This window comes from Streptomyces sp. NPDC000410, from assembly GCF_040300305.1.
Lineage (GTDB): Bacteria > Actinomycetota > Actinomycetes > Streptomycetales > Streptomycetaceae > Streptomyces.
In genome coordinates, this window is record NZ_JBEPDM010000028.1 from 54,317 (window position 1) to 75,439 (window position 21,123).

Annotated in this window: 16 protein-coding genes; 10 read left to right on the forward strand and 6 right to left on the reverse strand. The window is 70.9% G+C overall.

What is annotated here, in order from left to right; genetic code table 11:
• The first annotated feature begins 4 nt into the window (after positions 1 to 4).
• From ligA to gatB, 6 genes are all read left to right on the forward strand, one after another.
• Positions 5 to 2,188, forward strand: coding sequence for an NAD-dependent DNA ligase LigA (ligA, locus tag ABT342_RS24750; protein ID WP_351577853.1), 2,184 nt, complete (start codon positions 5 to 7; stop codon positions 2,186 to 2,188).
• A gap of 240 nt (positions 2,189 to 2,428) precedes the next feature.
• Positions 2,429 to 4,552 carry a putative bifunctional diguanylate cyclase/phosphodiesterase gene (locus ABT342_RS24755; protein WP_351577855.1) on the forward strand — a complete coding sequence of 708 codons (2,124 nt, stop codon included), beginning with the start codon at positions 2,429 to 2,431 and terminating at the stop codon, positions 4,550 to 4,552.
• Positions 4,553 to 4,753: 201 nt separating this feature from the next.
• A complete protein-coding gene (gene gatC, locus ABT342_RS24760; RefSeq protein WP_351577857.1) occupies positions 4,754 to 5,050 on the forward strand; it encodes an Asp-tRNA(Asn)/Glu-tRNA(Gln) amidotransferase subunit GatC in 297 nt (98 codons plus the stop codon).
• Positions 5,051 to 5,056: 6 nt separating this feature from the next.
• On the forward strand, positions 5,057 to 6,553 hold the full coding sequence (gene gatA, locus ABT342_RS24765) for an Asp-tRNA(Asn)/Glu-tRNA(Gln) amidotransferase subunit GatA (RefSeq protein ID WP_351577860.1): 1,497 nt from the start codon (positions 5,057 to 5,059) through the stop codon (positions 6,551 to 6,553).
• Positions 6,550 to 6,789, forward strand: a complete 240-nt coding sequence (locus ABT342_RS24770; protein WP_351577863.1) for a hypothetical protein — start codon at positions 6,550 to 6,552, stop codon at positions 6,787 to 6,789. Before gatA ends, ABT342_RS24770 begins: the two co-directional genes overlap by 4 nt.
• A 16-nt stretch (positions 6,790 to 6,805) precedes the next feature.
• Positions 6,806 to 8,320 (forward strand): Asp-tRNA(Asn)/Glu-tRNA(Gln) amidotransferase subunit GatB, encoded by a 1,515-nt coding sequence (gatB, locus tag ABT342_RS24775; protein WP_351577866.1) that lies wholly within the window; start codon positions 6,806 to 6,808, stop codon positions 8,318 to 8,320.
• A 121-nt stretch (positions 8,321 to 8,441) separates the two neighbouring features.
• Here the strand turns inward: gatB and ABT342_RS24780 are convergent, their stop codons facing one another.
• The 3 genes from ABT342_RS24780 to ABT342_RS24790 form a co-directional block, all read right to left on the reverse strand.
• Positions 8,442 to 9,842 carry a DHA2 family efflux MFS transporter permease subunit gene (locus tag ABT342_RS24780; protein WP_351577869.1) on the reverse strand — a complete coding sequence of 467 codons (1,401 nt, stop codon included), beginning with the start codon at positions 9,840 to 9,842 and terminating at the stop codon, positions 8,442 to 8,444.
• A gap of 158 nt (positions 9,843 to 10,000) precedes the next feature.
• Positions 10,001 to 10,651, reverse strand: a complete 651-nt coding sequence (locus tag ABT342_RS24785; RefSeq protein ID WP_351577872.1) for a TetR/AcrR family transcriptional regulator — start codon at positions 10,649 to 10,651, stop codon at positions 10,001 to 10,003.
• Positions 10,652 to 10,845: 194 nt separating this feature from the next.
• Entirely contained in the window at positions 10,846 to 11,763 is a 918-nt protein-coding gene (locus ABT342_RS24790) for a hypothetical protein (RefSeq protein ID WP_351577874.1), read from the reverse strand.
• 193 nt (positions 11,764 to 11,956) lie between these two features.
• Between ABT342_RS24790 and ABT342_RS24795 the strand changes: the two genes are divergently transcribed.
• The 4 genes from ABT342_RS24795 to ABT342_RS24810 all read left to right on the forward strand — a co-directional run bounded on the left by ABT342_RS24795 (position 11,957) and on the right by ABT342_RS24810 (position 18,340).
• Positions 11,957 to 14,065 carry a phosphocholine-specific phospholipase C gene (locus ABT342_RS24795; RefSeq protein ID WP_351577876.1) on the forward strand — a complete coding sequence of 703 codons (2,109 nt, stop codon included), beginning with the start codon at positions 11,957 to 11,959 and terminating at the stop codon, positions 14,063 to 14,065.
• Positions 14,066 to 14,290: 225 nt separating this feature from the next.
• A complete protein-coding gene (locus ABT342_RS24800; protein ID WP_351577878.1) occupies positions 14,291 to 14,878 on the forward strand; it encodes a GNAT family N-acetyltransferase in 588 nt (195 codons plus the stop codon).
• Positions 14,879 to 15,057: 179 nt separating this feature from the next.
• Positions 15,058 to 15,228: a hypothetical protein gene (locus tag ABT342_RS24805; protein ID WP_351577881.1), complete on the forward strand. Its 171-nt coding sequence runs from the start codon at positions 15,058 to 15,060 to the stop codon at positions 15,226 to 15,228.
• A 19-nt stretch (positions 15,229 to 15,247) separates the two neighbouring features.
• The gene (locus tag ABT342_RS24810) at positions 15,248 to 18,340 is read left to right on the forward strand and encodes a helix-turn-helix transcriptional regulator (protein WP_351577884.1); all 3,093 of its coding nucleotides are present in this window, start codon (positions 15,248 to 15,250) and stop codon (positions 18,338 to 18,340) included.
• Between the two features lie 155 nt (positions 18,341 to 18,495).
• On the opposite strand, the gene ABT342_RS24815 is transcribed toward ABT342_RS24810, so the two are convergent.
• The 3 genes from ABT342_RS24815 to ABT342_RS24825 form a co-directional block, all read right to left on the reverse strand.
• A complete protein-coding gene (locus ABT342_RS24815; RefSeq protein WP_351577886.1) occupies positions 18,496 to 18,672 on the reverse strand; it encodes a DUF6191 domain-containing protein in 177 nt (58 codons plus the stop codon).
• 14 nt (positions 18,673 to 18,686) lie between these two features.
• Complete coding sequence (locus ABT342_RS24820) at positions 18,687 to 19,856, reverse strand: PQQ-dependent sugar dehydrogenase (RefSeq protein ID WP_502965607.1); 1,170 nt, start codon at positions 19,854 to 19,856, stop codon at positions 18,687 to 18,689.
• Positions 19,857 to 20,114: 258 nt separating this feature from the next.
• Positions 20,115 to 21,113: an aldo/keto reductase gene (locus tag ABT342_RS24825; protein ID WP_351577888.1), complete on the reverse strand. Its 999-nt coding sequence runs from the start codon at positions 21,111 to 21,113 to the stop codon at positions 20,115 to 20,117.
• Positions 21,114 to 21,123 lie beyond the last annotated feature (10 nt).

Below are 21,123 nucleotides of genomic sequence, written 5' to 3' on the forward strand. Positions count from 1 at the left end.
GAAGGTGGCTGTCGAACAGCACGCGGCGGTGCCCGCGGAGGCACGGGAGGCCCACGCCCAGCTGGCCGAGCAGATCGAGGAGCACCGCTTCCGGTACTACGTGAAGGACCAGCCGGTCATCAGCGACGTGGAGTTCGACAAGCTGCTGCGGTCGCTGGAGGCGCTGGAGGAGGAGTATCCGGAGCTGCGCACGCCCGACTCGCCGACCCAGAAGGTCGCGGGGGCGTACGCGACGGAGTTCACGGCGGTCGAGCACCGCGAGCGCATGCTCTCGCTGGACAACGCCTTCGATGACACGGAGCTGGCGGCCTGGGCGGAGCGCGTCGCCAAGGAGGTCGGCACCTCCTCGTACCACTTCCTGTGCGAGCTGAAGGTCGACGGCCTCGCGGTCAGTCTGACGTACGAGAAGGGCCGGCTCACCCGCGCCGCGACCCGTGGAGACGGCCGTACCGGCGAGGACATCACGCCGAACGTACGGACGATCAAGGACATCCCCGAGCGGCTCGAGGGCGACCGCGTCCCGGACCTCGTGGAGATCCGCGGTGAGGTCTACTTCCCGATGGAGGCGTTCGAGGGGCTCAACGCCCGGCGGGTGGCCGCGGGCGAGCAGCCGTACGCCAACCCGCGCAACTCCGCGTCGGGTTCGCTGCGGCAGAAGGACCCCAAGGTCACCGCGACCCTCCCGCTGCACATGGTGGTGCACGGCATCGGAGCGCGGGACGGACTGGAGATCAGCCGTCTCTCGGAGGCGTACGAGCTGCTGCGCGAATGGGGTCTGCCCACCGCCCGGCACAACAAGGTGGTGAGCACCCTCGACGGCGTCCGGGAGTTCATCGCCCACTTCGGCGAGAACCGCCACTCCGTGGAGCACGAGATCGACGGAGTCGTCGTCAAGCTCGACGAGATCCCGCTCCAGGGCCGGCTCGGCTCGACCTCGCGCGCGCCTCGCTGGGCGATCGCCTGGAAGTACGCGCCGGAGGAGGTCAACACCAAGCTGGTCAACATCCGGGTGGGCGTGGGCCGTACGGGCCGGGTCACGCCGTACGCCCAGGTGGAGCCGGTCAAGGTGGCCGGTTCCGAGGTCGAGTTCGCCACGCTCCACAACCAGGAGGTGGTGAAGGCCAAGGGAGTGCTCATCGGTGACACGGTCGTGCTGCGCAAGGCGGGCGACGTGATCCCGGAGATTCTCGGACCGGTCGTCGACCTGCGGGACGGCACCGAGCAGGAGTTCGTGATGCCGGCCGAGTGCCCCGAGTGCGGGACCGCGCTGCGGCCGATGAAGGAGGGTGACATCGACCTCCGCTGCCCCAACAGCCGCAGCTGCCCGGCCCAGTTGCGTGAACGTCTCTTCTACCTCGCAGGGCGCAAGAGCCTGGACATCGAGGCGTTCGGCTACGTGGCGGCGGCGGCGCTGACCAAGCCGCTGGAGCCGACCGATCCGCCGCTGGCGGACGAGGGCGATCTGTTCGACCTCACCGTCGAACAGCTGTTGCCCATCAAGGCGTACGTCCTGGACCAGGACAGCGGACTGCCCAAGCGGGACCCGAAGACCGGCGAGGAGAAGATCGTCACCGTCTTCGCCAACCAGCAGGGCGAGCCCAAGAAGAACACTCTCGCCATGCTGGAGAACATCGCGGCGGCGAAGGACCGCCCGCTCGCGCGCGTCATCACCGGCCTGTCCATCCGTCATGTCGGCCCGGTCGCCGCGGAGGCCCTGGCCCGCGAGTTCCGTTCCCTCGACCGGATCGAGCAGGCCACGGAGGCCGAGCTGGCGGCCGTCGAGGGCGTCGGGCCGACCATCGCAGCCTCCCTCAAGCAGTGGTTCGAGGAGGAGTGGCACCGCGAGATCCTGCGCAAGTGGCGGGCCGCCGGCGTCCGGACGGAGGAAGAGGGCGCGGGCGAGGACGAGGGTCCGCGTCCCCTGGAGGGCCTCACCGTCGTCGTCACCGGAACTCTGGAGAACCACACGAGGGATGGCGCAAAAGCAGCTCTCCAGGCCCTCGGCGCGAAAGTGACCGGTTCCGTTTCGAAGAAGACCGCTTTCGTCGTGGTGGGCGACAACCCCGGTTCGAAGTACGACAAGGCGATGCAATTGAAGGTGCCGGTGCTCGATGAGGACGGCTTCGCCGTGCTGCTCGAAGAGGGGCCGGAGGCTGCTCGTGAGGCCGCGGTGCCGACCGACGGATGACACACGCGCTCGGGTGGAACTTCTGGCGAAGCTCACCCGTTCGGCGCATATCAGATGGATCAGGGTGGCTGGGCCGCAATCGGGCAAGAGCAGTAGAGCGCTGCCCGTCAGAGCCTTCCGCGGCCTACTGTTGAGGTGTGCGCCTGTCGTGCATGGCTGCGTGGTGAGGTTCCAGCCGTGGTGGCATGACAAGGGAACCATCGCGTGGCATCGGCACCGCCGGCTGTGAGAGGGACGGGTATGGAACCGACCGAGAGTGCCGCCCCGGTCTCACGGCCGCGTGGTTTCACCGGTTTTGCGGGGATCACGATCAAGATGCCCTTCGTGCTGGTCGGACTCGCCGCCGTAGTGCTGACGACCGGCTTCGTCAGTGCCCTGCGGGAGGGACACGCGCTGTTCCCCGACGGCACCGTGGGCTGGTCGCTCGCCGTGCTCACCGGAACCATCGTGGGCCATCTGGTCGCGCTCGGCCGCGACCGATGGTGGGGCGGCACCGGATCCGGTGCCGCCCTGACGATCGCCGTGCTGCTGCTGTTCGGGTGGGTGCCCGCCGGACTGGTCAGCCTGGCCGTGGTCATGCTCGTCGGCGCCGCCCGACGCCACCGCTGGCGCCAGGGAGTTCTGCACGGCTCGGCCGACGTCCTGGGCATCGGCGTGGCCGCGCTGGTGCTCGCCGCGTTCGGTGACACACCGACGGTCGAGGAGCCCTGGCAGCCCCTGGAGTGGGGCCTGGGCGCCGCACCCGAGGTGGTGCTCGCGGCGGCGTCGTATCTCGCCGTCACCCGGGTGCTGCTCTGGTACGTGGTGGCGCCGCAGGGCGGCGGACTGCCCACCGTCGCCCGTACGGCGCTGCTGCGGCAGGGCCTCGTCGCGGTCGCCCTGCTCGGGATCGCCCCGCTGATCTGCGTCGTCGCGACCGCCATGCCGGTCCTGCTGCCGCTCTTCGCCGTGCCGCTGATCGCCCTCGACTCCACCCTGTGGATCGCCCGCGCCCGGGCGGAGGAGCAGCTGCGTGACCCGCTCACCGGTCTGCCGAACCGTCAGTGGCTCCTGGAGCGCACCTGGGCGGCGCTGGAGGAGGCCGAAGCCGCCGGGTCCAGGTCCGCGCTGGTGCTGATCGACCTCGACCGTTTCCGTTCGGTCAACGACACCCTCGGCCACCTTGCGGGCGACCGGCTGCTCCTCCAGATAGCCGAACGGCTGCAGCTGGCGCTCCCGCGCGGCGCGGAGGCCGCGCGGCTCGGGGGCGACGAGTTCGCCGTACTCCTCCCGAGGACCGACTCCGCCACCAGCGCCCAGCGTGTCGCCCGCCATCTGGTCGGCCAGCTCTCCTCCCCGCTCGACCTCGACGGGCTCACGCTGGTCCTGGAGGCGAGCGCCGGGCTCGCCGTCTTCCCGGAGCACGCCCAGGACGCCGAAGGGCTGCTCAGACGCGCCGATGTGGCGATGTACCAGGCGAAGCGCGACCGTACGGGCGTCGAGGTGTACGAGCCGAAGCGCGATTCGAACACGCCGGACCGGCTGGGCCTGTTGGGCGACCTGCGCCGGGCGCTCGACGCCGGAGAGGTGGAGCTGCACTACCAGCCGAAGGTGGGCTTCGACGGTCATGTGGCGGGCCTTGAGGCGCTGGTGCGCTGGGTGCACCCGGACCGGGGCCGGGTGCCGCCCGACGAGTTCATCGCCATCGCCGAGTCCTCCGGCCTGATGCCCCATCTGACGGAGTACGTGCTGGAGACCGCGCTCGCCCAGGTCGCCAGATGGCGCGCCCAGGGCCTCAAGGTGCCGGTCGCCGTCAACGTGTCGCCGCGTGACGTCCACACCCCGGGCTTCGCGGGTGCCGTCGCGGCACGACTGGCGCGGCACGGAGTGCCCGCGGGGGCGCTGCAGCTGGAGATAACGGAGCACGTGCTGCTGGAGGACCCGCAGCGCGCCGCGGACACCCTGGCCGGGCTGACAGGTCACGGGGTGAAGATGTCGCTGGACGACTTCGGCACGGGGTACTCGTCGCTGGTCCATCTGCGCCGCCTCCCGGTGAGCGAGCTCAAGATCGACCGCTCGTTCGTGGCCCGGCTGGCGGTCGACACGGAGGACGCCGAGATCGTCCGCTGCACCGTCGACCTCGCCCACTCGCTGGGACTGCTCGTGGTCGCGGAGGGGGTCGAGGACGACGAGACGTGGGAGCGGCTGCGGGACCTGGGCTGCGACGCCGTGCAGGGGTGGCTGGTCGCCGCGGCGATGCCGCCGCAGGAGACCACTGCCTGGCTGCGCGCCCGCGGCGAGGGGGGCTGGCACCGCCAGGCGGAGCTGCCCGCGGCGACGCCCGCGGAGGCGGAGCGGCCACCGTCGGGCCAGGTGGTGAACTAGGGAGTGTCCGGCATGGGGGCACCCCCGGACGAAGGCTGGAGGGCCCACGCCGGACACCCCCTGGGGGCGGCCGTCGGCCGGGCCCGAGGCGCCCCTGCGGCTGACCCGGGACGGCCTCGCGGCAAAGGGTTTCGCGGGCACCGGGGCCGGGCCCATAGGATTGGGGCCAAAACCATCACACTCACCCCTGAGGATCGCTGCATGCCTGGCATCACGCGCGAGGAGGTCGCACACCTCGCACGGCTGGCGCGTCTGGAGCTGAAGGACGAAGAGCTCGAGCACTTCGCCGGACAGCTCGACGACATCATCGGCGCGGTCGCCCGCGTCTCCGAGGTCGCCGACCAAGACGTACCGCCGACCTCCCACCCGCTGCCGCTGACGAACGTCATGCGCGCGGACGAGGTCCGTCCGTCGCTCACCCCCGCCCAGGCGCTCTCCGGCGCCCCGGCACAGGAGCAGCAGCGTTTCAAGGTGCCGCAGATCCTGGGGGAGGACTAAACAGTCATGACGGACAGCATCATCAAGCTCACCGCGGCGGAGATCGCCGCGAAGATCGCCGCCGGCGAGCTCACGGCCGTCGAGGTCACCGAGGCCCACCTCGCCCGCATCGAGGCAGTCGACGAGAAGGTCAACGCCTTCCTGCACGTCGACCGGGAGGGCGCGCTGGCCCAGGCCCGCGCCGTCGACGCCAAGCGCGCCGCGGGCGAGAAGCTCGGCCCGCTGGCCGGCGTACCACTCGCGCTGAAGGACATCTTCACCACCGAGGGCATCCCGACCACCGTCGGGTCCAAGATCCTCGAGGGCTGGCTCCCGCCGTACGACGCGACGCTGACCAAGAAGCTGAAGGCCGCCGACGTCGTCATCCTCGGCAAGACCAACATGGACGAGTTCGCCATGGGGTCCTCCACCGAGAACAGCGCGTACGGCCCGACCGGCAACCCCTGGGACCTGACGAAGATCCCCGGCGGCTCCGGCGGTGGCTCCTCCGCCGCCCTCGCCTCCTACCAGGCCCCGCTCGCCATCGGCACGGACACCGGCGGTTCCATCCGCCAGCCCGCCGCCGTCACCGGCACGGTCGGCGTGAAGCCGACGTACGGCGGCGTCTCCCGCTACGGCATGGTGGCCTTCTCCTCGTCCCTCGACCAGGGCGGCCCCTGCGCCCGTACGGTCCTGGACGCGGCCCTGCTCCACGAGGTCATCGCCGGGCACGACCCGCTCGACTCGACGTCCATCGACGCCCCGGTCCCGCCGGTCGTCGAGGCCGCGAAGAACGGTTCCGTCGCCGGTATGCGTGTCGGCGTCGTCAAGCAGTTCCGCGGCGAGGGCTACCAGGCCGGTGTCGTGCAGCGCTTCGACGAGTCCGTCGAGCTGCTGCGCGGTCTGGGCGCCGAGATCGTCGAGCTGGACTGCCCGTCCTTCGACCTCGCGCTCTCCGCGTACTACCTGATCGCCCCGTCCGAGTGCTCGTCCAACCTCGCCCGCTTCGACGCCATGCGTTACGGCCTGCGGGTCGGCGACGACGGCACGAAGTCGGCCGAGGAGGTCACCGCGCTGACCCGTGAGGCGGGCTTCGGCCCCGAGGTCAAGCGCCGCATCATCCTCGGTACGTACGCCCTGTCGTCCGGCTACTACGACGCGTACTACGGCAGCGCCCAGAAGGTCCGCACGCTCATCAAGCAGGACTTCGACAAGGCCTTCGAGCAGGTCGACGTGATCGTCTCGCCGACGACCCCGACTACCGCCTTCCCGATCGGCGAGCGCGCCGACGACCCACTGGCGATGTACCTCGCGGACCTGTGCACCATCCCGGTCAACCTGGCCGGCAACGCGGCGATGTCGCTGCCCTGCGGTCTGGCCCCGGAGGACAACCTTCCGGTCGGTCTGCAGATCATCGCCCCCGTCATGAAGGACGACCGCCTGTACAAGGTGGGCGCCGCCGTCGAGGCCGCCTTCGTGCAAAAGTGGGGCCACCCGCTGCTGGAGGAGGCACCGTCACTGTGAGCACACTGGCAAAGGCCAAGGGCTTCAAGAAGACCCGGACCGGCACGTACGTGTCCATGGCCACCACCGCGTTCGGAGCGGTCAGCATCGCCAAGCAGGTCAAGAAGGCCCGCCTGGAGCACGACACGCTCCGGTTGATCGACGCCGCCGTGTCCGCCGCCGCCATCGTCACCGGACTCGCGATCCTCTACCGGGAGCTGAAGCGCCTCGGTGACGACGACGTCCTGATGGGCTGAGAGGGAAAGTTTCACCGTGACTGTCACCACTGACCTGGTGTCGTACGAGGACGCCCTCGCGTCGTACGACCCCGTCATGGGCCTGGAGGTCCATGTCGAGCTCGGCACCAGGACCAAGATGTTCTGCGGGTGTTCGACCGAGCTGGGTGCCGAGCCCAACTCGCAGACCTGCCCGACCTGCCTCGGCATGCCCGGCTCGCTCCCGGTGGTCAACGCCGTCGGCGTCGAGTCCGCCATCAAGATCGGCCTCGCGCTGCACTGCGAGATCGCCGAATGGTGCCGCTTCGCCCGGAAGAACTACTTCTATCCGGACATGCCGAAGAACTTCCAGACCTCTCAGTACGACGAGCCGATCGCCTTCAACGGCTATCTGGACGTCCAGCTGGAGGACGGCGAGGTCTTCCGCGTGGAGATCGAGCGCGCCCACATGGAGGAGGACACCGGCAAGTCGACGCACGTCGGCGGCGCCACCGGCCGAATCCACGGTGCCCAGCACTCGCTGCTGGACTACAACCGCGCCGGCATCCCGCTCATCGAGATCGTCACCAAGCCGATCGCCGGTGCCGGTGAGCGCGCTCCCGAGGTCGCGAAGGCGTACGTCGCCGAGCTGCGCGAGCTCATCCGGGCGCTCGGTGTCTCCGAGGCCCGCATGGAGATGGGCCAGATGCGCTGCGACGTGAACCTGTCGCTGCGCCCGAACGGCACCGAGAAGTTCGGCACCCGCAGCGAGACGAAGAACGTCAACTCGCTGCGGTCGGTCGAGCGGGCGGCCCGCTACGAGATCATGCGCCACGCCGCGGTGCTCTCGTCGGGCGGCACGATCGTCCAGGAGACCCGCCACTTCCACGAGGACGACGGCTCGACGACGTCCGGCCGTGTGAAGGAGGAGGCCGAGGACTACCGGTACTTCCCGGAGCCCGACCTCGTCCCGGTCGCCCCGTCCCGTGAGTGGGTCGAGGAACTGCGCGGCACGCTGCCCGAGCTGCCGCGCGTGCGCCGCAACCGGCTCCGCGAGGAGTGGGGCGTCTCCGAGCACGACATGCAGTCGATCCTCAACGCGGGCGCGGTCGACCTGATCGTGGCCACGACCGAGGCCGGCGCCGACTCCGTATCGGCCCGTAAGTGGTGGATGGGCGAGCTCGCCCGTAACGCCAACGAGTCGGGCGTCCCGCTCGACGCGCTGGCCATCACGCCGGAGCAGGTCGCCCGCGTGGCCGCGCTGGTGGCCGCCGGGGACCTGAACGACAAGCTGGCCCGGCAGGTCATCGAGGGCGTCCTCGCGGGCGAGGGCGACCCGGACACCGTCGTCGAGAAGCGCGGCCTGAAGGTCGTCTCCGACGAGGGCGCGCTGGGCACCGCGGTCGACGAGGCCATCGCCGGCAACGCGGCCATCGCGGACAAGATCCGCGGCGGCAAGGTGGCGGCCGTGGGCGCGCTGGTCGGCGCGGTCATGAAGGCCACCCGGGGTCAGGCCGACGCGGCGCGCGTCAAGGAACTGATCCTGGAGAAGCTGGGCGTCAGCGAAGGCTGATTCTTCACGCGTACGCGGTTCGTGCAGACGCGGGTCGCGTACGCGTGGTTCGTGTGCGCGGATCGCTCCCGTACGGAAGGGCGGGACACCCCGAGGGTGTCCCGCCCTTCCGCGTCCGTGGTCATGGCCGCTTCGCCGACAGCCGCAGCGCCGCCGGGAACGCCAGCGCCATGACCGCCGCCGCGCACAGCAGCGTCGTGCGGAAGCTGCCGGTGGTCGTCAGCAGCAGCGCCATCACGGCGGTGCCGATGGAGGCGGCGATCTGGTTGATGATGCTCAGGGTGGTGGTGCCGGCCGCGACGTCGGAGCCCTCCAGTTCACGGGTGGCGGAGGCCATCAGCGGCATGTTGGTCATCCCCACGCCCACGCCCATCAGGCCGACGGAGACGACGAGCCGCCAGTACGGGGTGTCGTCTCCGGCCTGGACCGCGAAGGCCAGGAACCCGGTGACCGCGACCAGCACCCCGGGGGCGGCGATCAGACGCGGGGCCACCCTGTCCGCGACACGGCTCGATATCTGCATCACCGTGCCGCTGCACAGGAACTGAGGGACCATCAACAGCCCCGCCTGGGTCGCACTCAGCCCGCGCTGCTGCTGCCAGTACAGCGGTACGAGGATCATCGAGCCGAAGTACGCGGCGGCGAACGGGAACAGCGTGAGGACGGCCCGGCCGAACGCGGGCCGCCGCAGCAGCCCCGGGTCGAGCAGCGGATGCGTGGTCCGCAGCGCCCGTACGGCGAAGACCGCGACCAGGGCCGCGCCGACGGCGACCGGGACGTACACGCCGGGTGCGCCGAAGTCGCCGCTCTCGCCGCCGAGAGTGAGCCCGTAGAGCAGGCCGGCGAGGCCGGGGGAGAGCATCAACAGCCCGGGGACATCGAGGGGCTTGCGCGGCTGAGGGCCTTCCGGGCGCAGGGTGCGGGCGCCGAGCAGCAGGGCCAGCAGACCCACCGGGACGTTCACGAAGAAGATCCAGCGCCAGGACAGCGAATCGGTGAACACCCCACCGAGCACCGGGCCGGCCATCGGGCCGATGAGGACGGGGATGCCGAGGACGCCCATCATCCGGCCCTTGCGCTCCGGGGGCGTGGCGCGCAGGACCATGGCCATGCCGACGGGCACGATCATGCCGCCGCCCAGGCCCTGCAGGACGCGGAAGGCGATCAGCGAACCGGCGTCCCAGGCCAGTCCGGTGAGGACCGAACCGACGGTGAAGAGCGCGACGGCGGTGAGGAACAGCCGCTTTCCGCCGATCCGGCCGACCAGCCACGCCGTGACGGGGATGACGGTCGCGAGGGCGAGCGAGTAGCCGGTCACGGCCCACTGGATGACGGACAGCGGCGCGTCGAAGGCACGTGACAGATGGCCGAGCGCGACATTGACGATGGTCATGTCGAGCACCGTCATGAAGGAGCCGAGCACCACGACGGCCGCGACGGCCATGGGGCCGGGTCCGGGGCGGGAGGCGGTGGGGGTGCGGGTGGGCGCGGCCGGGGTCGGTGTGTGCGGAGGGCTCGTCATGGACAGGAAAGTACAACGACCGTAGTAATCAATGCAATGGTCGTTGTAATAAATCGGTCCGGAGGCCTAGGTCCCGCGGTCCGTCGGCGGGTTGGCGGGTCGGCGGCGGGTCAGCGGTGGGGCAGCGGTGGATCGGTGGCGGGTCGGTGGCGGGTCGTTCAGGATGTGGGGCGGGCGTAGCCGTACAGGAAGGCTCTGGCTCCGGCGGCGACGATCGCGTCGAGCTCCTCGTCGGTCGGGTTGAGGGTCCGGTAGCTGAGGTCGGAGACCGAGATCAGTGCGGCGAGGTGCGCCGCGGCCCGCTCGGGGTCGTCCATGTGCAGCAGCCCCCGCTCGCCGAGCTGCCGCAGTCGGTCGACGAGCGCACGCCGTACTCGCCGCGGTCCGGCCTCCTGCCAGGCGTCGATCGCGGGCCGGGGAATGTGCTCCAGGTCCGCGTTGATCTGGCGGACGAGCGCGAAGTGCCGGCGGTGGTCCGTGTGCATGTGCCGCACCGAGGCCTGTCCGTACGCGATGAGGTCCGCCTCCAGGTCGGTGACCTTGCCCAGATGGCGGTCGATCAGATCGATCTGGCCCTCGGCGACCCGGGTGGCGCTCTCCTGGATGACGGCCTGGAACAGCTCGGCCTTGTCCTGAAAGTGGTTGTAGATGGTGCGGGTGGAGACCTCGGACTCGGAGGCGATCGCGCCGATGCTCGCACGCGCGTACCCGTCGCGTGAGAAGACCGCGAGAGCGCCCGTCAGCATGGCCTGCCGCTTGTCCGCGAGACCGCCGCGCGGACGTCCCTTCGTGGTGTTTTCCCTGGTCACTGGCGAACCTCCGACTGATTACAACGAGCATGGCAGTCATTGCCATGGTCGTTGTACGTTAACCCCGGCACCCGGCACCCGGCACCGCCGGCCGTGTGGGCGTGTGGGCGTGCGGACAAGCGAGTGTGCGTCGGCGGGTGGGACCGCGTCGTCGACGCCGGTCGGGACGGTCGGGGCCGGTCGGGACGGTCTGGTCAGGACGGTAAGGACGTCCGTATGCCCAGGCCCGGGAGCCATAGCTCGCCGCGGTCATTGACCCCCACGTCATCGGCCATGAGCTCGTCCGGAGCGAGCGCCCCGCGGGCCCGCAGCTCCATGACGGCCAGCCGCGCCGCCGCGGCCGCCGCGCCCGCCTCGGTGTCCGGGAAGGCCGACTGCCACCAGCCCTTGTCGCGGGTCTGCCAGCCGCGCGCCCGCATCTCCCGCTCCCGCTGCGGCCCCTGCTCCGCGTCCCGGTCGTCGATCGCCACCCCCAGCCCTTCGTCCGGGCTGTACCCGACGGTCAGCTGCCGGCCACGGTCCCGGCTCGACCGGATCGTGAGGCCCGCCCACTCGCCCGGAACCTGCACCGGCAGCTGCTCGGCCCACGCCGCGAGCATCAGCCCCAGCGCGCACTCCAGGTGGTCCCAGGAGGCCGCTGTCCGGCCGCCTGCCCGGACCGGGGGCCGCCTGCCCGGCCCGTTCCGGTACAGCTGCCAGACGTACGGCAGGAGGTCGAAGTCGTGCGGCTCGTCGGCCGACCAGGCGCCGCCCCACTCGAAGATGCGGTGCTCCTCGTACTCCAGCGGCTCGGGGCGGTGGACGGCCAGCGCGGCCCCGAACCGGTCGCCCGCGAGCAGGACCAGCCGGCTGTCGTCGCGCCAGCGGACGTTGGGCCCGTACGCCGAACCGCCGTAGAGAGTGGGCTCGCCGACCCTGGCCACGATCGCTTGGTACACCTCACGGAACGCCTCGCGCCGCGCCCTGGGAGTCACCCCTGGCTCGTACGACACGACCGTGATCGGTGGGCGGCCGAAGTGCTCCTCGGGCTCGCCGTGGAACAGCTCGGCGAGATCGGCCGCTTCCGCGGGTGTGATGACAGTGATGCTCCTCCATGCCCCCGTGTTGGTCATGTGCCCATGGTGGCAGGCATCACTGACAACGCTGCCATGAATTCTTCGTCCGCTTGGTCAAGGAGTGGCGCGATCTCGACTGGACTCTTCGACGGTCCTCTTGGACGTTCATTCGGCCGTCGTCCCGGGGTCTTTCCTCCGCCATCTCGCCTCACTAGCTTCCGGGCGGTAACGCGCGACTCAGGAGGTTCACTTGGCCACGGACATCTCACGGCGACGGCTGTTCGCACTCGGAGGAGCCGCCGCCGGTGCCGCGGCGGCCGGGTCCCTGCTTCCGCCGTCCCTGCGGACGGCACTCGCCGCCGAGCCCCCGGCCGGTGGTCTCAGGGCGATCAAGCACGTCGTCATCCTCATGCAGGAGAACCGCTCCTTCGACCACTACTTCGGCGCCCTGCGCGGTGTTCGTGGCTTCAGCGACCGTAACGCCATCGAACTGCCCTCCGGGAAGCCCGTATTCGAACAGCCCGGCCCGCTGCGCACCGTGCTGCCGTTCCCGGTGCGTGACGCCGCCGAGACGCAGAAGAAGGACCTCCAGTACATAGGCGATCTCGACCACTCCTGGGGCGGCGGCGCCAAGGCATGGCGCGACGGCTGGATGGACGGTTGGGTCTCGGCCAAGACCGCGGCGACCATGGCGTACTACGACCGTCGTGATATCCCGCTGCACTACGAGCTCGCGGATACGTTCACCATCTGCGACGCGTACCACTCCTCGATCCACACGTCGACGAGCCCCAACCGCAACCACCTGTGGAGCGGCTGGACCGGCTTCGAGGCCGACGGCAGCCGCGCCGTCACCAACGCCGCCTACGCCGAGGGGTCTCATCCCGGCTACCCCTGGCCGACGTACGCCGAGCGGCTGGAGAAGGCCGGCCGCAGCTGGAAGACGTATCAGGAGTGGGAGAACTTCACCGACAACAACGTCGAGTTCTTCACGACCTTCAAGAAGATCGCGCGTAAGGCCCTGGCCAAGGCCGGCGGCTTCACCTACATGGAGGCCTTCTACGCCAAGGTCCGCGACACCACCGACGCCGCCGAGCGGACCCGGCTGCTCGCTGCCCTGGAGGAGGGCGTGGCCACCCTCACCAAGGAGGAGCGCTCGCTCTTCGAGCGCGGACTGCGGCGCGGCGAGACCGGCTCGCTCGCCGAGCAGTTCCGCGCCGACGTGGCAGCGGGCGAGCTGCCCGAGGTGTCCTATCTCGTGCCGTCCGCGATCGACTCCGAGCACCCCGGCTCCTCGTCGCCGATCGCCTCCGCCACGCTCGTCTACAAGGTGCTGGACGCCCTCGGCTCGCACCCGGACGTCTGGCGGCACACCGTCGTCCTGATCAACTACGACGAGAACGACGGTTTCTTCGACCACGTGCCGCCGCCGGTCCCGCCCGCCGACAACACCGAGGAGCGCTGGCAGTCCCGGCCCACCGGCCTCGGCATCCGCGTCCCGCTGCTGGTCGTATCGCCGTGGACCGTCGGCGGCTACGTCTGCTCCGAGGTCTTCGACCACACCTCGGTGATCCGCTTCCTGGAGAAGTGGACGGGCATCGAGGAGCCCAACATCACCGCCTGGCGGCGAACCGTCACCGGCGATCTGACCTCGGCCTTCGACTTCCGGCGCGGCCGCCCGCAGCCGGAGGTCGAGCAGCCCGGCGCCATCCCGCCCTTCACAGGCCGCTGGCGGCCGCAGCCGCCGCTGCTCCAGAGCATGCCCGTCCAGGAGCCCGGCACCCGGCCGGCGCGCCCCCTGCCCTACCAGCCGGACGCCTCCGCCACCGTCGGCGACGGCGCGGTGACACTGTCCCTGAGTAATACAGGCCGCGCGAGCGCGCACTTCGCGCTCTACCCGTACGCCGGTGAGTTCCCCGTCCCCCAGCACAAGGACGTAAGGGGCAAGGCGCAATGGAGCGTGCCCCTTACCGGAGACGCCTACCGCTTCACGGTCACCGGGCCGAACGGGTTCCGCCGCGAGTTCGCGGGCCCGGCCGGGGGCACCGACGGCTGGACCGGCGCCGAGGTCACCTCGCGCATCGACCACCATGACCGCGATCTGCACCTGACGCTCCGCAACACCGGCGACCGGACCGTGACCTTCACCATCCGTCCGCTCGGTTACGTCGACGAGGAGGACCTGCGCGACTGGACCCGGCAGCTCAGGGTCAAGCCCGGCCGCAGCCGCACCGTCGTCCACTCGGCCGCCGACGCGCACGGCTGGTACGACGTCGAGGTCACCACAGACGGGGAAGGCGGCTTCCGCCGACGCCTGATGGGCCACATCGAGAACGGGCACGCCAGCGTCTCCGGCTGACACTCCGGGGTGCGCGGGGTGCGGTCCCGCGTCCTGCGCACCCTGCCGGTGCCCGCCCGCACACACATGACGGGCGGCGCCGACGGGTGGCTGCACCGCCGCCCGCCACGGACCGGCGCCGAAACTCCCGGGTGCCGGACCGGCGCCCGTGCGAGGATCCCGGAGCAGCGCGTGAGCGACGACAGCCCGCTCGCGCGACAGGCCGAGACACCGTGAAGGAGCGACATGTTCGCGATACCCCTGGGCGACGGCGCCGAGCTGCGGCCCATCGAGCCCTGGCAGGCGGAGGAGTTCCTCGCCCACATCGAGCGGGCACGTGAGTACGCCGGCCCCTGGGTCCCGCTCACCGTGAACGTGACCGACATCGACTCGGCCCGCTCCGTGCTCCAGAGCTACGCCGACAAGCAGGCCTCCGACACCGGCCGGCTCTACGCGGTCCGGCTGGACGGCACGCTCGTCGGCGGCGTGCTCTTCCGCATCTTCGACACCCAGACCGAGTCCTGCGAGGTCGGCGTCTGGCTGGAGCCGTCCGCGGCCGGCCGCGGACTGATCACCCGGGCCGTCCGGCACCTCATCGACTGGGCGATCGACGAGCGCGGTATGCACCGCGTCGAATGGCTCGCCTCCTCCGCCAACCACCGCTCCATCAACCTCGCCAAGAAGCTCGGCATGAGCCGCGACGGAGTGCTGCGGGAGAGCTTCCCCTGGCAGGGGGTGCGGCACGACATGGAGGTGTGGTCGGTCCTCGCGCCCGAATGGCGCGAACGACGCGCCGCCGACCGTACCCAGGCCCTGCCAAAAGGCAGGCCCTAAGCCCCGCCGGAAGGGCCTTAGGCCGGTCCGGCCATCCGGGGCCGGCCGCCTAAGGACCCCGAGCCGCGAAGATGCGGCACTCTCCCGATGTGGCACCACCCCCTGGGAGACGAGAGTTGAGGCATCGCAAAGAGCGAGGCTCGCACGAGCCGCTGACACTTCGTCACCAGGAGAATCACATGTTCCCGTACGAGTTCCACAAGGAGCACCAGGCCGAGCTGATCCGCCGGGCCGACACCGAGCGACTGGCCCGCCAGGTGCGCCGGGCCCGCCGCGCCGAGCGCCGGTCAGCCGAGAACGGCCCCGAGGGGCGGGTGAGTATCCGCAGCCGGTTCGAGCGGGCGGCCTGAGCTCCGCGCCATGACGGCCATGGCGATATCCGGTGCCGTTGAACCGGACGGCTGTGCGATGCTCGGCACCGTGGAGAACAGGTCCGTCAGCCCCGTATTCGTCGGCCGCGCCCGTGAACTGGCCGTCCTCACCGATGCGCTCACCCGTGCAGGGGGGACCCCTACGCAGGCCGAAGGCTTCGGGGGAGAGCCGCAGGCGCTCCTCCTCGGCGGCGAGGCCGGAGTGGGCAAGACCCGCCTCCTCGAGGAGTTCCGCGACGAGGCATGCCGCCGGGGGGCCGTTTTCACCGTCGGCGGCTGTGTCGAGATCGGCGCGGACGGACTGCCGTTCGCGCCGTTCTCCGCAGCCCTGCGCGGACTGCGGCGCCAACTGCCCGCCGAACTGGCCGCGGCAGCCGCCGGGCAGGAGGAGGAACTCGCCAGGCTGCTGCCCGAGCTGGGCGAGACGTCGCGCCAGCAGGGCCGGCACGACGAGGAGAGCGTGGCCAGGCTCTTCGAGCTCACCGTCCGCCTGCTCGAACGGACGGCAGCGGACCGTACGGTCGTCGTCGTGCTGGAGGATCTCCACTGGGCCGACGCCTCCACCCGCCATCTGCTCGCCTACCTCTTCCGCACCCTGCGCCGTGGCCGCCTCGTCGTCATCGCCACGTACCGGGCCGACGACATCCACCGCCGCCACCCCCTGCGGCCCCTCCTCGCCGAACTCGACCGGCTGCGCACCGTCCAACGCGTCGAGCTGTCCCGGTTCAGCCGCGACGAGGTCGCCCGTCAGATGGCCGGAATCCTCGCCACCGAGCCCGCCCAGTCCCTCGTCGACGACATCTTCGAACGCTCCGACGGCAACGCCTTCTTCGTCGAAGAACTCGCCGTCTCCTCCCATGACGGCTCCTGCTGCACCGGACTGACCGACTCCCTGCGCGACCTCCTGCTCGTCCGGGTCGAAGGACTGCCCGAACACGCCCAGCGGGTCGCCCGGGTCGTTGCCGAAGGCGGCTCCACCGTCGAGTACCCGTTGCTCGCCGCCGTCGTGGGCCTCGGCGAGGACGAGCTGATCGAGGCACTGCGCGCTGCCGTGGGCGCCAACATCCTGCTGGCCACCCCGGACGGGGACGGCTACCGCTTCCGCCATTCGCTGGTCCGCGAAGCGGTCAGCGACGACCTGCTTCCCGGCGAACGGTCCCGCCTCAACCGCCGCTACGCCGAGGCCCTGGAGGCCGATCCGACGCTGGTCCCGGCAGACCAGCGCGCCGCCCGCCTCGCCACCTACTGGTACCACGCCCACGACGCGGCCAAGGCCCTTCCCGCAGTGCTCCGCGCCTCCGTGGAGGCCCGCCGCAGGCACGCCTACTCCGAGCAACTGCGGCTGCTGGAGCGGGCGATGGAGCTGTGGGACCAGGCCCCCGAAGACGTACGCGCCGAACTGCGGCCCGCCGACTACGCCGAGGTCTACCCGCCATGCGGCTGCGACCCGGCCACCACCCCGCTGCACTACATCGACCTCATGGCCGAAGCGGCGGTCGCGGGCCGGCTGAGCGGTGAGCGCGAACGTGGTCTGAAGATCACCAAGCGGGCCCTGCGGCTGGTGGAGGAGGAGCAGGATCAGCTCCGCGCCGCCTGGTTCTGGGTCCAGCGTTCGCGGCTGGTGCAGGGCCTGGGCCGTGGCGACGGCTGGAAGGAGCTCGCCACGGCGCAGGACCTGGTGCGCGGACTGCCGCCGTCCGAGGTTCACGCCGAGGTGCTCTCGATCGTTGCCGGTTGGTCCATGCTGCACGAACCCGGCCCTGACGCGCTGACCGCCGCCGAACGCGCCGTCGAGTACGCCCGCATGGTCGGCGCCCTGGAGATCGAGATGAACGCCCGGATCACCCTGGGCGGTCTGATGGTCGAGGCGGGCAGTATCGCGGCCGGCCTCGCCGAGATGCACGAGGTCAAGGAATGCGTCATAGAACTGGGCTTCGCTTTCGCGGTGGGACGCATCCACATCAATCTCCCCTCGGTGCTGGAAGGTGTCGGCCGCTCCGAGGAGGCCGTGGGCATCCTCGAAGACGGACTCGTGCGGGTCAGGAAGTACGGGCTGCTCGACGCCGAAGCATGGGTGTGGGGCAATCTGTCCGAATCCCTCTACACGCTCGGCCGCTGGGACGAGGCGGCCGAGGCGGCCGGGCACGCCGAGCGCAGTGGGCAGAGCGCCAAGCCGCGTGGCGGAGGGGCCGCCCGGCTCGCCTATCTGGCGCTCGGCCGGGGCGACATCAGCGAGGCCACCCGCTGGCTCGCCGCCGCCCATGACCACTACGGCACCCACGACTCCATGCCGCAGCAGTCCATACCCATGGCCCGCATCACGGTCGGCATCGCGGTGGGTGAGGGCCGCATCCTCGACGCCCGCGCCACACTCGACCAGGCCGTGGCCACCGGCTTCCCGCCCGGCACACAGCGCTATGCCTGGCCGCTGCTCCTCGCCGCGGCCACCGGCGAAGCCGACACCCGCGGACTGCCCGCCGCCGAGGCGGGCCGCGCCGAAGCACTCGACCGCATCCGCCAGGCCGCCAAGTCGCTCGCGACCTGTGTACCGGTCTGGAACGCATACGAGCAGTGGGTGCACGCCGAGATTCTCCGCGCCGAGGGCCGGGACATACCGGAGACCTGGGCCGCGGTCATGACCGCCTTCGCATCCGTGGATCGCCCCTACGACCTGGCCCGGATCCGCCACCGCGCGGCCGAGTCGCTGCTGGCCGCGGGCGAGCGGGAACAGGCGGCCGAGCTCCTGCGCCAGGCCCACGGGACCGCCGAACGGCTGGGCGCCCGGCCGCTCACCGACGCGGTCACCCTGCTCGCCCAGCGCGCCCGCATCCGCCTCACCGCCCCCGAGGACATCCCACCGCCGACGGCCTCCGACCCCGTCGAGGATCTTGGCCTCACCCCGAGGGAGCAGGACGTCCTGCGACTGGTCGCGGCAGGCCGCACCAACCGTCAGATCGCCGAGGAGCTCTACATCTCACCCAAGACGGCGAGCGTGCACGTCTCCAACATCCTGGCCAAGCTCGGTGTGACCGGCCGAGGCGAGGCGGCGGCCCTCGCCCATCGGCTGCTCCTGTTCCCCGTGAACGTCTGACCCAGTGACCCAGTGACCCAGTGACCCAGTGACCCAGTGACCCAGTGACCCAGTGACCCAGTGCCCCGTGACCCCGTGACCCCGTGACCCCGTGGCCGTGCGGCCTTCCCGCGCCTCACCGGCCCCGGCACGCGGGCCGGTGAGGGCGCGCCGTATCAGGCTCGTGGCTCCTCGCGCTGGGCGCGTATGACGACCTTCCCGGACGCGAGATCTATCTCCCCGTGCCCCGGATCGCTGTCGCCGGTGTCCACCCGTGTCAGTTGCAGACGATTGCGCTCGTCATCGGTGTGCTTGCGGCCGGGCGCGAAAAGTTCCTCGATCAGGTTGAACACAAGCCGCTCACCTCTCAGTTCACGTCCAGCCGGAGGATCTGGTCGTCTCCCGGCTCCGGTGTGCCCCTGGTGTCCGTCTCGCTGGTGACGAGCCATATCCCGCCCCCGCCACCGGCCGATCCGCCGACCGGCAGGACAGTACGCAGGCGGCCGAACTCACCCTGGAGGAACGACTGCGGTTCCGCGGATGGTTCCGCACCGGCCAGCGGAATGCGCCACAGACGCTCGCCCTTCAGGCCGGCCATCCAGATCGACCCCTTGGCATAGGCGATGCCGCTCGGCGACGCATCGTCCGTCCGCCACTGCGCCACCGGGTCCACGAAGCCGGACCGGGCACCCTTGCCCTCCACCTCGGGCCAGCCGTAGTTCTTGCCGGCCTCGATGAGATTGAGCTCGTCCCAGGTCTTCTGCCCGAACTCTGCGGCCCAGAGCCGCTTCTCGGAGTCCCAGGCGAGGCCCTGGACATTGCGATGGCCGTACGAATAGATCACCGAGTCCGCCGACGGGTTGCCGTGCACCGGCTGCCCGTCCGGCGTCATCCGGAGGATTTTGCCGCCGAGCGACTCCTTGTCCTGTGCGAGACCCGTGTCGCCCGTCTCGCCCGTGCCCGCGTACAGCATTTTGTCCGGGCCGAACGCGATCCGGCCACCATTGTGGACGATGCCCTTGGGGATGCCCCGCAGGACCGTGTCGGGTGCGCCGAGCTGCTGCCCGGCCGGCTTCTCCTCGTCGTAGAGCATGCGGGCGATGCGGTTGTCCGACTCCGTCGTGAAGTACGCGTAGATCAGCTGGTCCGAGGCGAAGGACGGGGACACGGCGAGGCCCATCAGGCCGCCTTCGCCTGCCGGCGCGACGCCGGGGACGGCCCCTATCTCGGTCTTGGCGCCGCTGCGCCCGTCGATACGGGTGATCGTCCCCTCGTCGCGCGACGACACCAGCAGATCGCCGTCGGGCAGCTCGGCGAGCCCCCACGGCGACTTCAGATCCTTGGTCAGGGTGGCCGCCACCTTCACCGAGCCCTTCGCCGGAGGGCCGGGAGGAGGCGTCGTGGCGACCGGGGCGGAGGGGGAGGGAGCCGGGCCCGAGCTCGTGGGCGTGGCTTTGCCGCCGGCGGCCTGCTGACCGCCGTCGGCGGAACATCCGGCGGTCAGGAGCAGCGCGGCGGCGGCCAGCATGGCCGTCACAGCTGGACGATGCACGGTTCTTTGTCCCTTCGCCGGGGGAGTGGGCTGCGTGAGCTGCGAAAGCCGCACGTCTTATTGTTCATACACCGCTGCCGGTTCCCAGGTTCCCGATCTCCGCGGACGACTTCGCGCCCGTCGCCCCTGCGGCGGGGAGGCCATGGGCGCCTGCAGCGGGCCTCTCCCCGCCCCGCCCCTTCCCGCAGTGTCGATGTGCGGCTCCGCTCACTGATCCGGCCGGGTCGGGGGACGGGGCAGCTGCTAGTCCCAGGACCCCCTCGCCTTCGGCAGGGACGCGATCTCGGACAGGTCACGCGGGGTGAGGTCCAGGCCCGCGGCCGCCGCGTTCTCCACGGCCCACCGTTCCCGCTTCGTCCCTGGGATCGGGACCACGTGGCGGCCCTGTGCCCGTACCCACGCGAGAGACACCTGCGCCGGGGTCGTGGCCGGGCCGTGGCGCTCCGCGACTCGGCGCAGGCCGGCCACCAGGGGCTGGTTCGCGGCCATCATCTCGGCCGTGAAGCGGGGGTGGCGCGCACGCGGGTCGTCCGGCTCGAAGCCCTCGCCCGGGGTCATCGTGCCGGTCAGGAAGCCGTTGCCCAGCGGCATCGCCGCGAGGAAGCCCACGCCGCGCGCCTCGCACCACGGCAGCAGCCCCTCCAGCGCCTCCGGCGACCACACCGAGAGCTCCGCCTCGACCGCGCTCACCGGGAAGACCTGCTGCACCCGCTCCAGCTGGCGGATCGTTCCTTCATGCAGTCCCGCGCCCGGTCTGCGCGATGCCCGAGCGCCCACCGCGCACAGCCCCAGCGCCCGTACCTTCCCCGCCGACACGAGCTCCGCCATCGCGCCCCAGGTCTCCTCCACCGGAACCTCCGGGTCCGCGCGGTGGAGCTGGTACAGATCGATCACATCGGTGCCCAGCCTGCGCAGCGACGCGTCGCACGCCCGCCGCACGTACCCCGGCCGTCCGTTGGCGACGATGTGCTGATCGCCGACGAGGAGGCCGACCTTCGTCGAGACGAACGCGTCCGCCCGACGCTCCTTCAGCGCCCGGCCCAGCAGCAGCTCATTGGTGAACGGGCCGTACATGTCGGCCGTGTCGAGCAGGTTCACGCCGGCGTCCAGGGCCGCGTGCACCGTGCGCAGCGAACGGTCGCCACGCTGCTGCGAACTGGTGTACGCCCAGCTCATCGGCATACAGCCGAGGCCGATCGCGCCAACTTCGAGCGCCGCCGCACCGATTGTCCTGCGCTCCACCTGCGTCCTC

Coding starts and splice junctions, on each gene's coding strand:
- ABT342_RS24755 (WP_351577855.1), top strand. CDS start 2,429: ATGGAACCGACCGAGAGTGCCGCCCCGGTCTCACGGCCGCGTGGTTTC.
- gatC (WP_351577857.1), top strand. CDS start 4,754: ATGCCTGGCATCACGCGCGAGGAGGTCGCACACCTCGCACGGCTGGCG.
- gatA (WP_351577860.1), top strand. CDS start 5,057: ATGACGGACAGCATCATCAAGCTCACCGCGGCGGAGATCGCCGCGAAG.
- ABT342_RS24780 (WP_351577869.1), bottom strand. CDS start 9,842: ATGACGAGCCCTCCGCACACACCGACCCCGGCCGCGCCCACCCGCACC.
- ABT342_RS24790 (WP_351577874.1), bottom strand. CDS start 11,763: ATGACCAACACGGGGGCATGGAGGAGCATCACTGTCATCACACCCGCG.
- ABT342_RS24800 (WP_351577878.1), top strand. CDS start 14,291: ATGTTCGCGATACCCCTGGGCGACGGCGCCGAGCTGCGGCCCATCGAG.
- ABT342_RS24805 (WP_351577881.1), top strand. CDS start 15,058: ATGTTCCCGTACGAGTTCCACAAGGAGCACCAGGCCGAGCTGATCCGC.
- ABT342_RS24810 (WP_351577884.1), top strand. CDS start 15,248: ATGGCGATATCCGGTGCCGTTGAACCGGACGGCTGTGCGATGCTCGGC.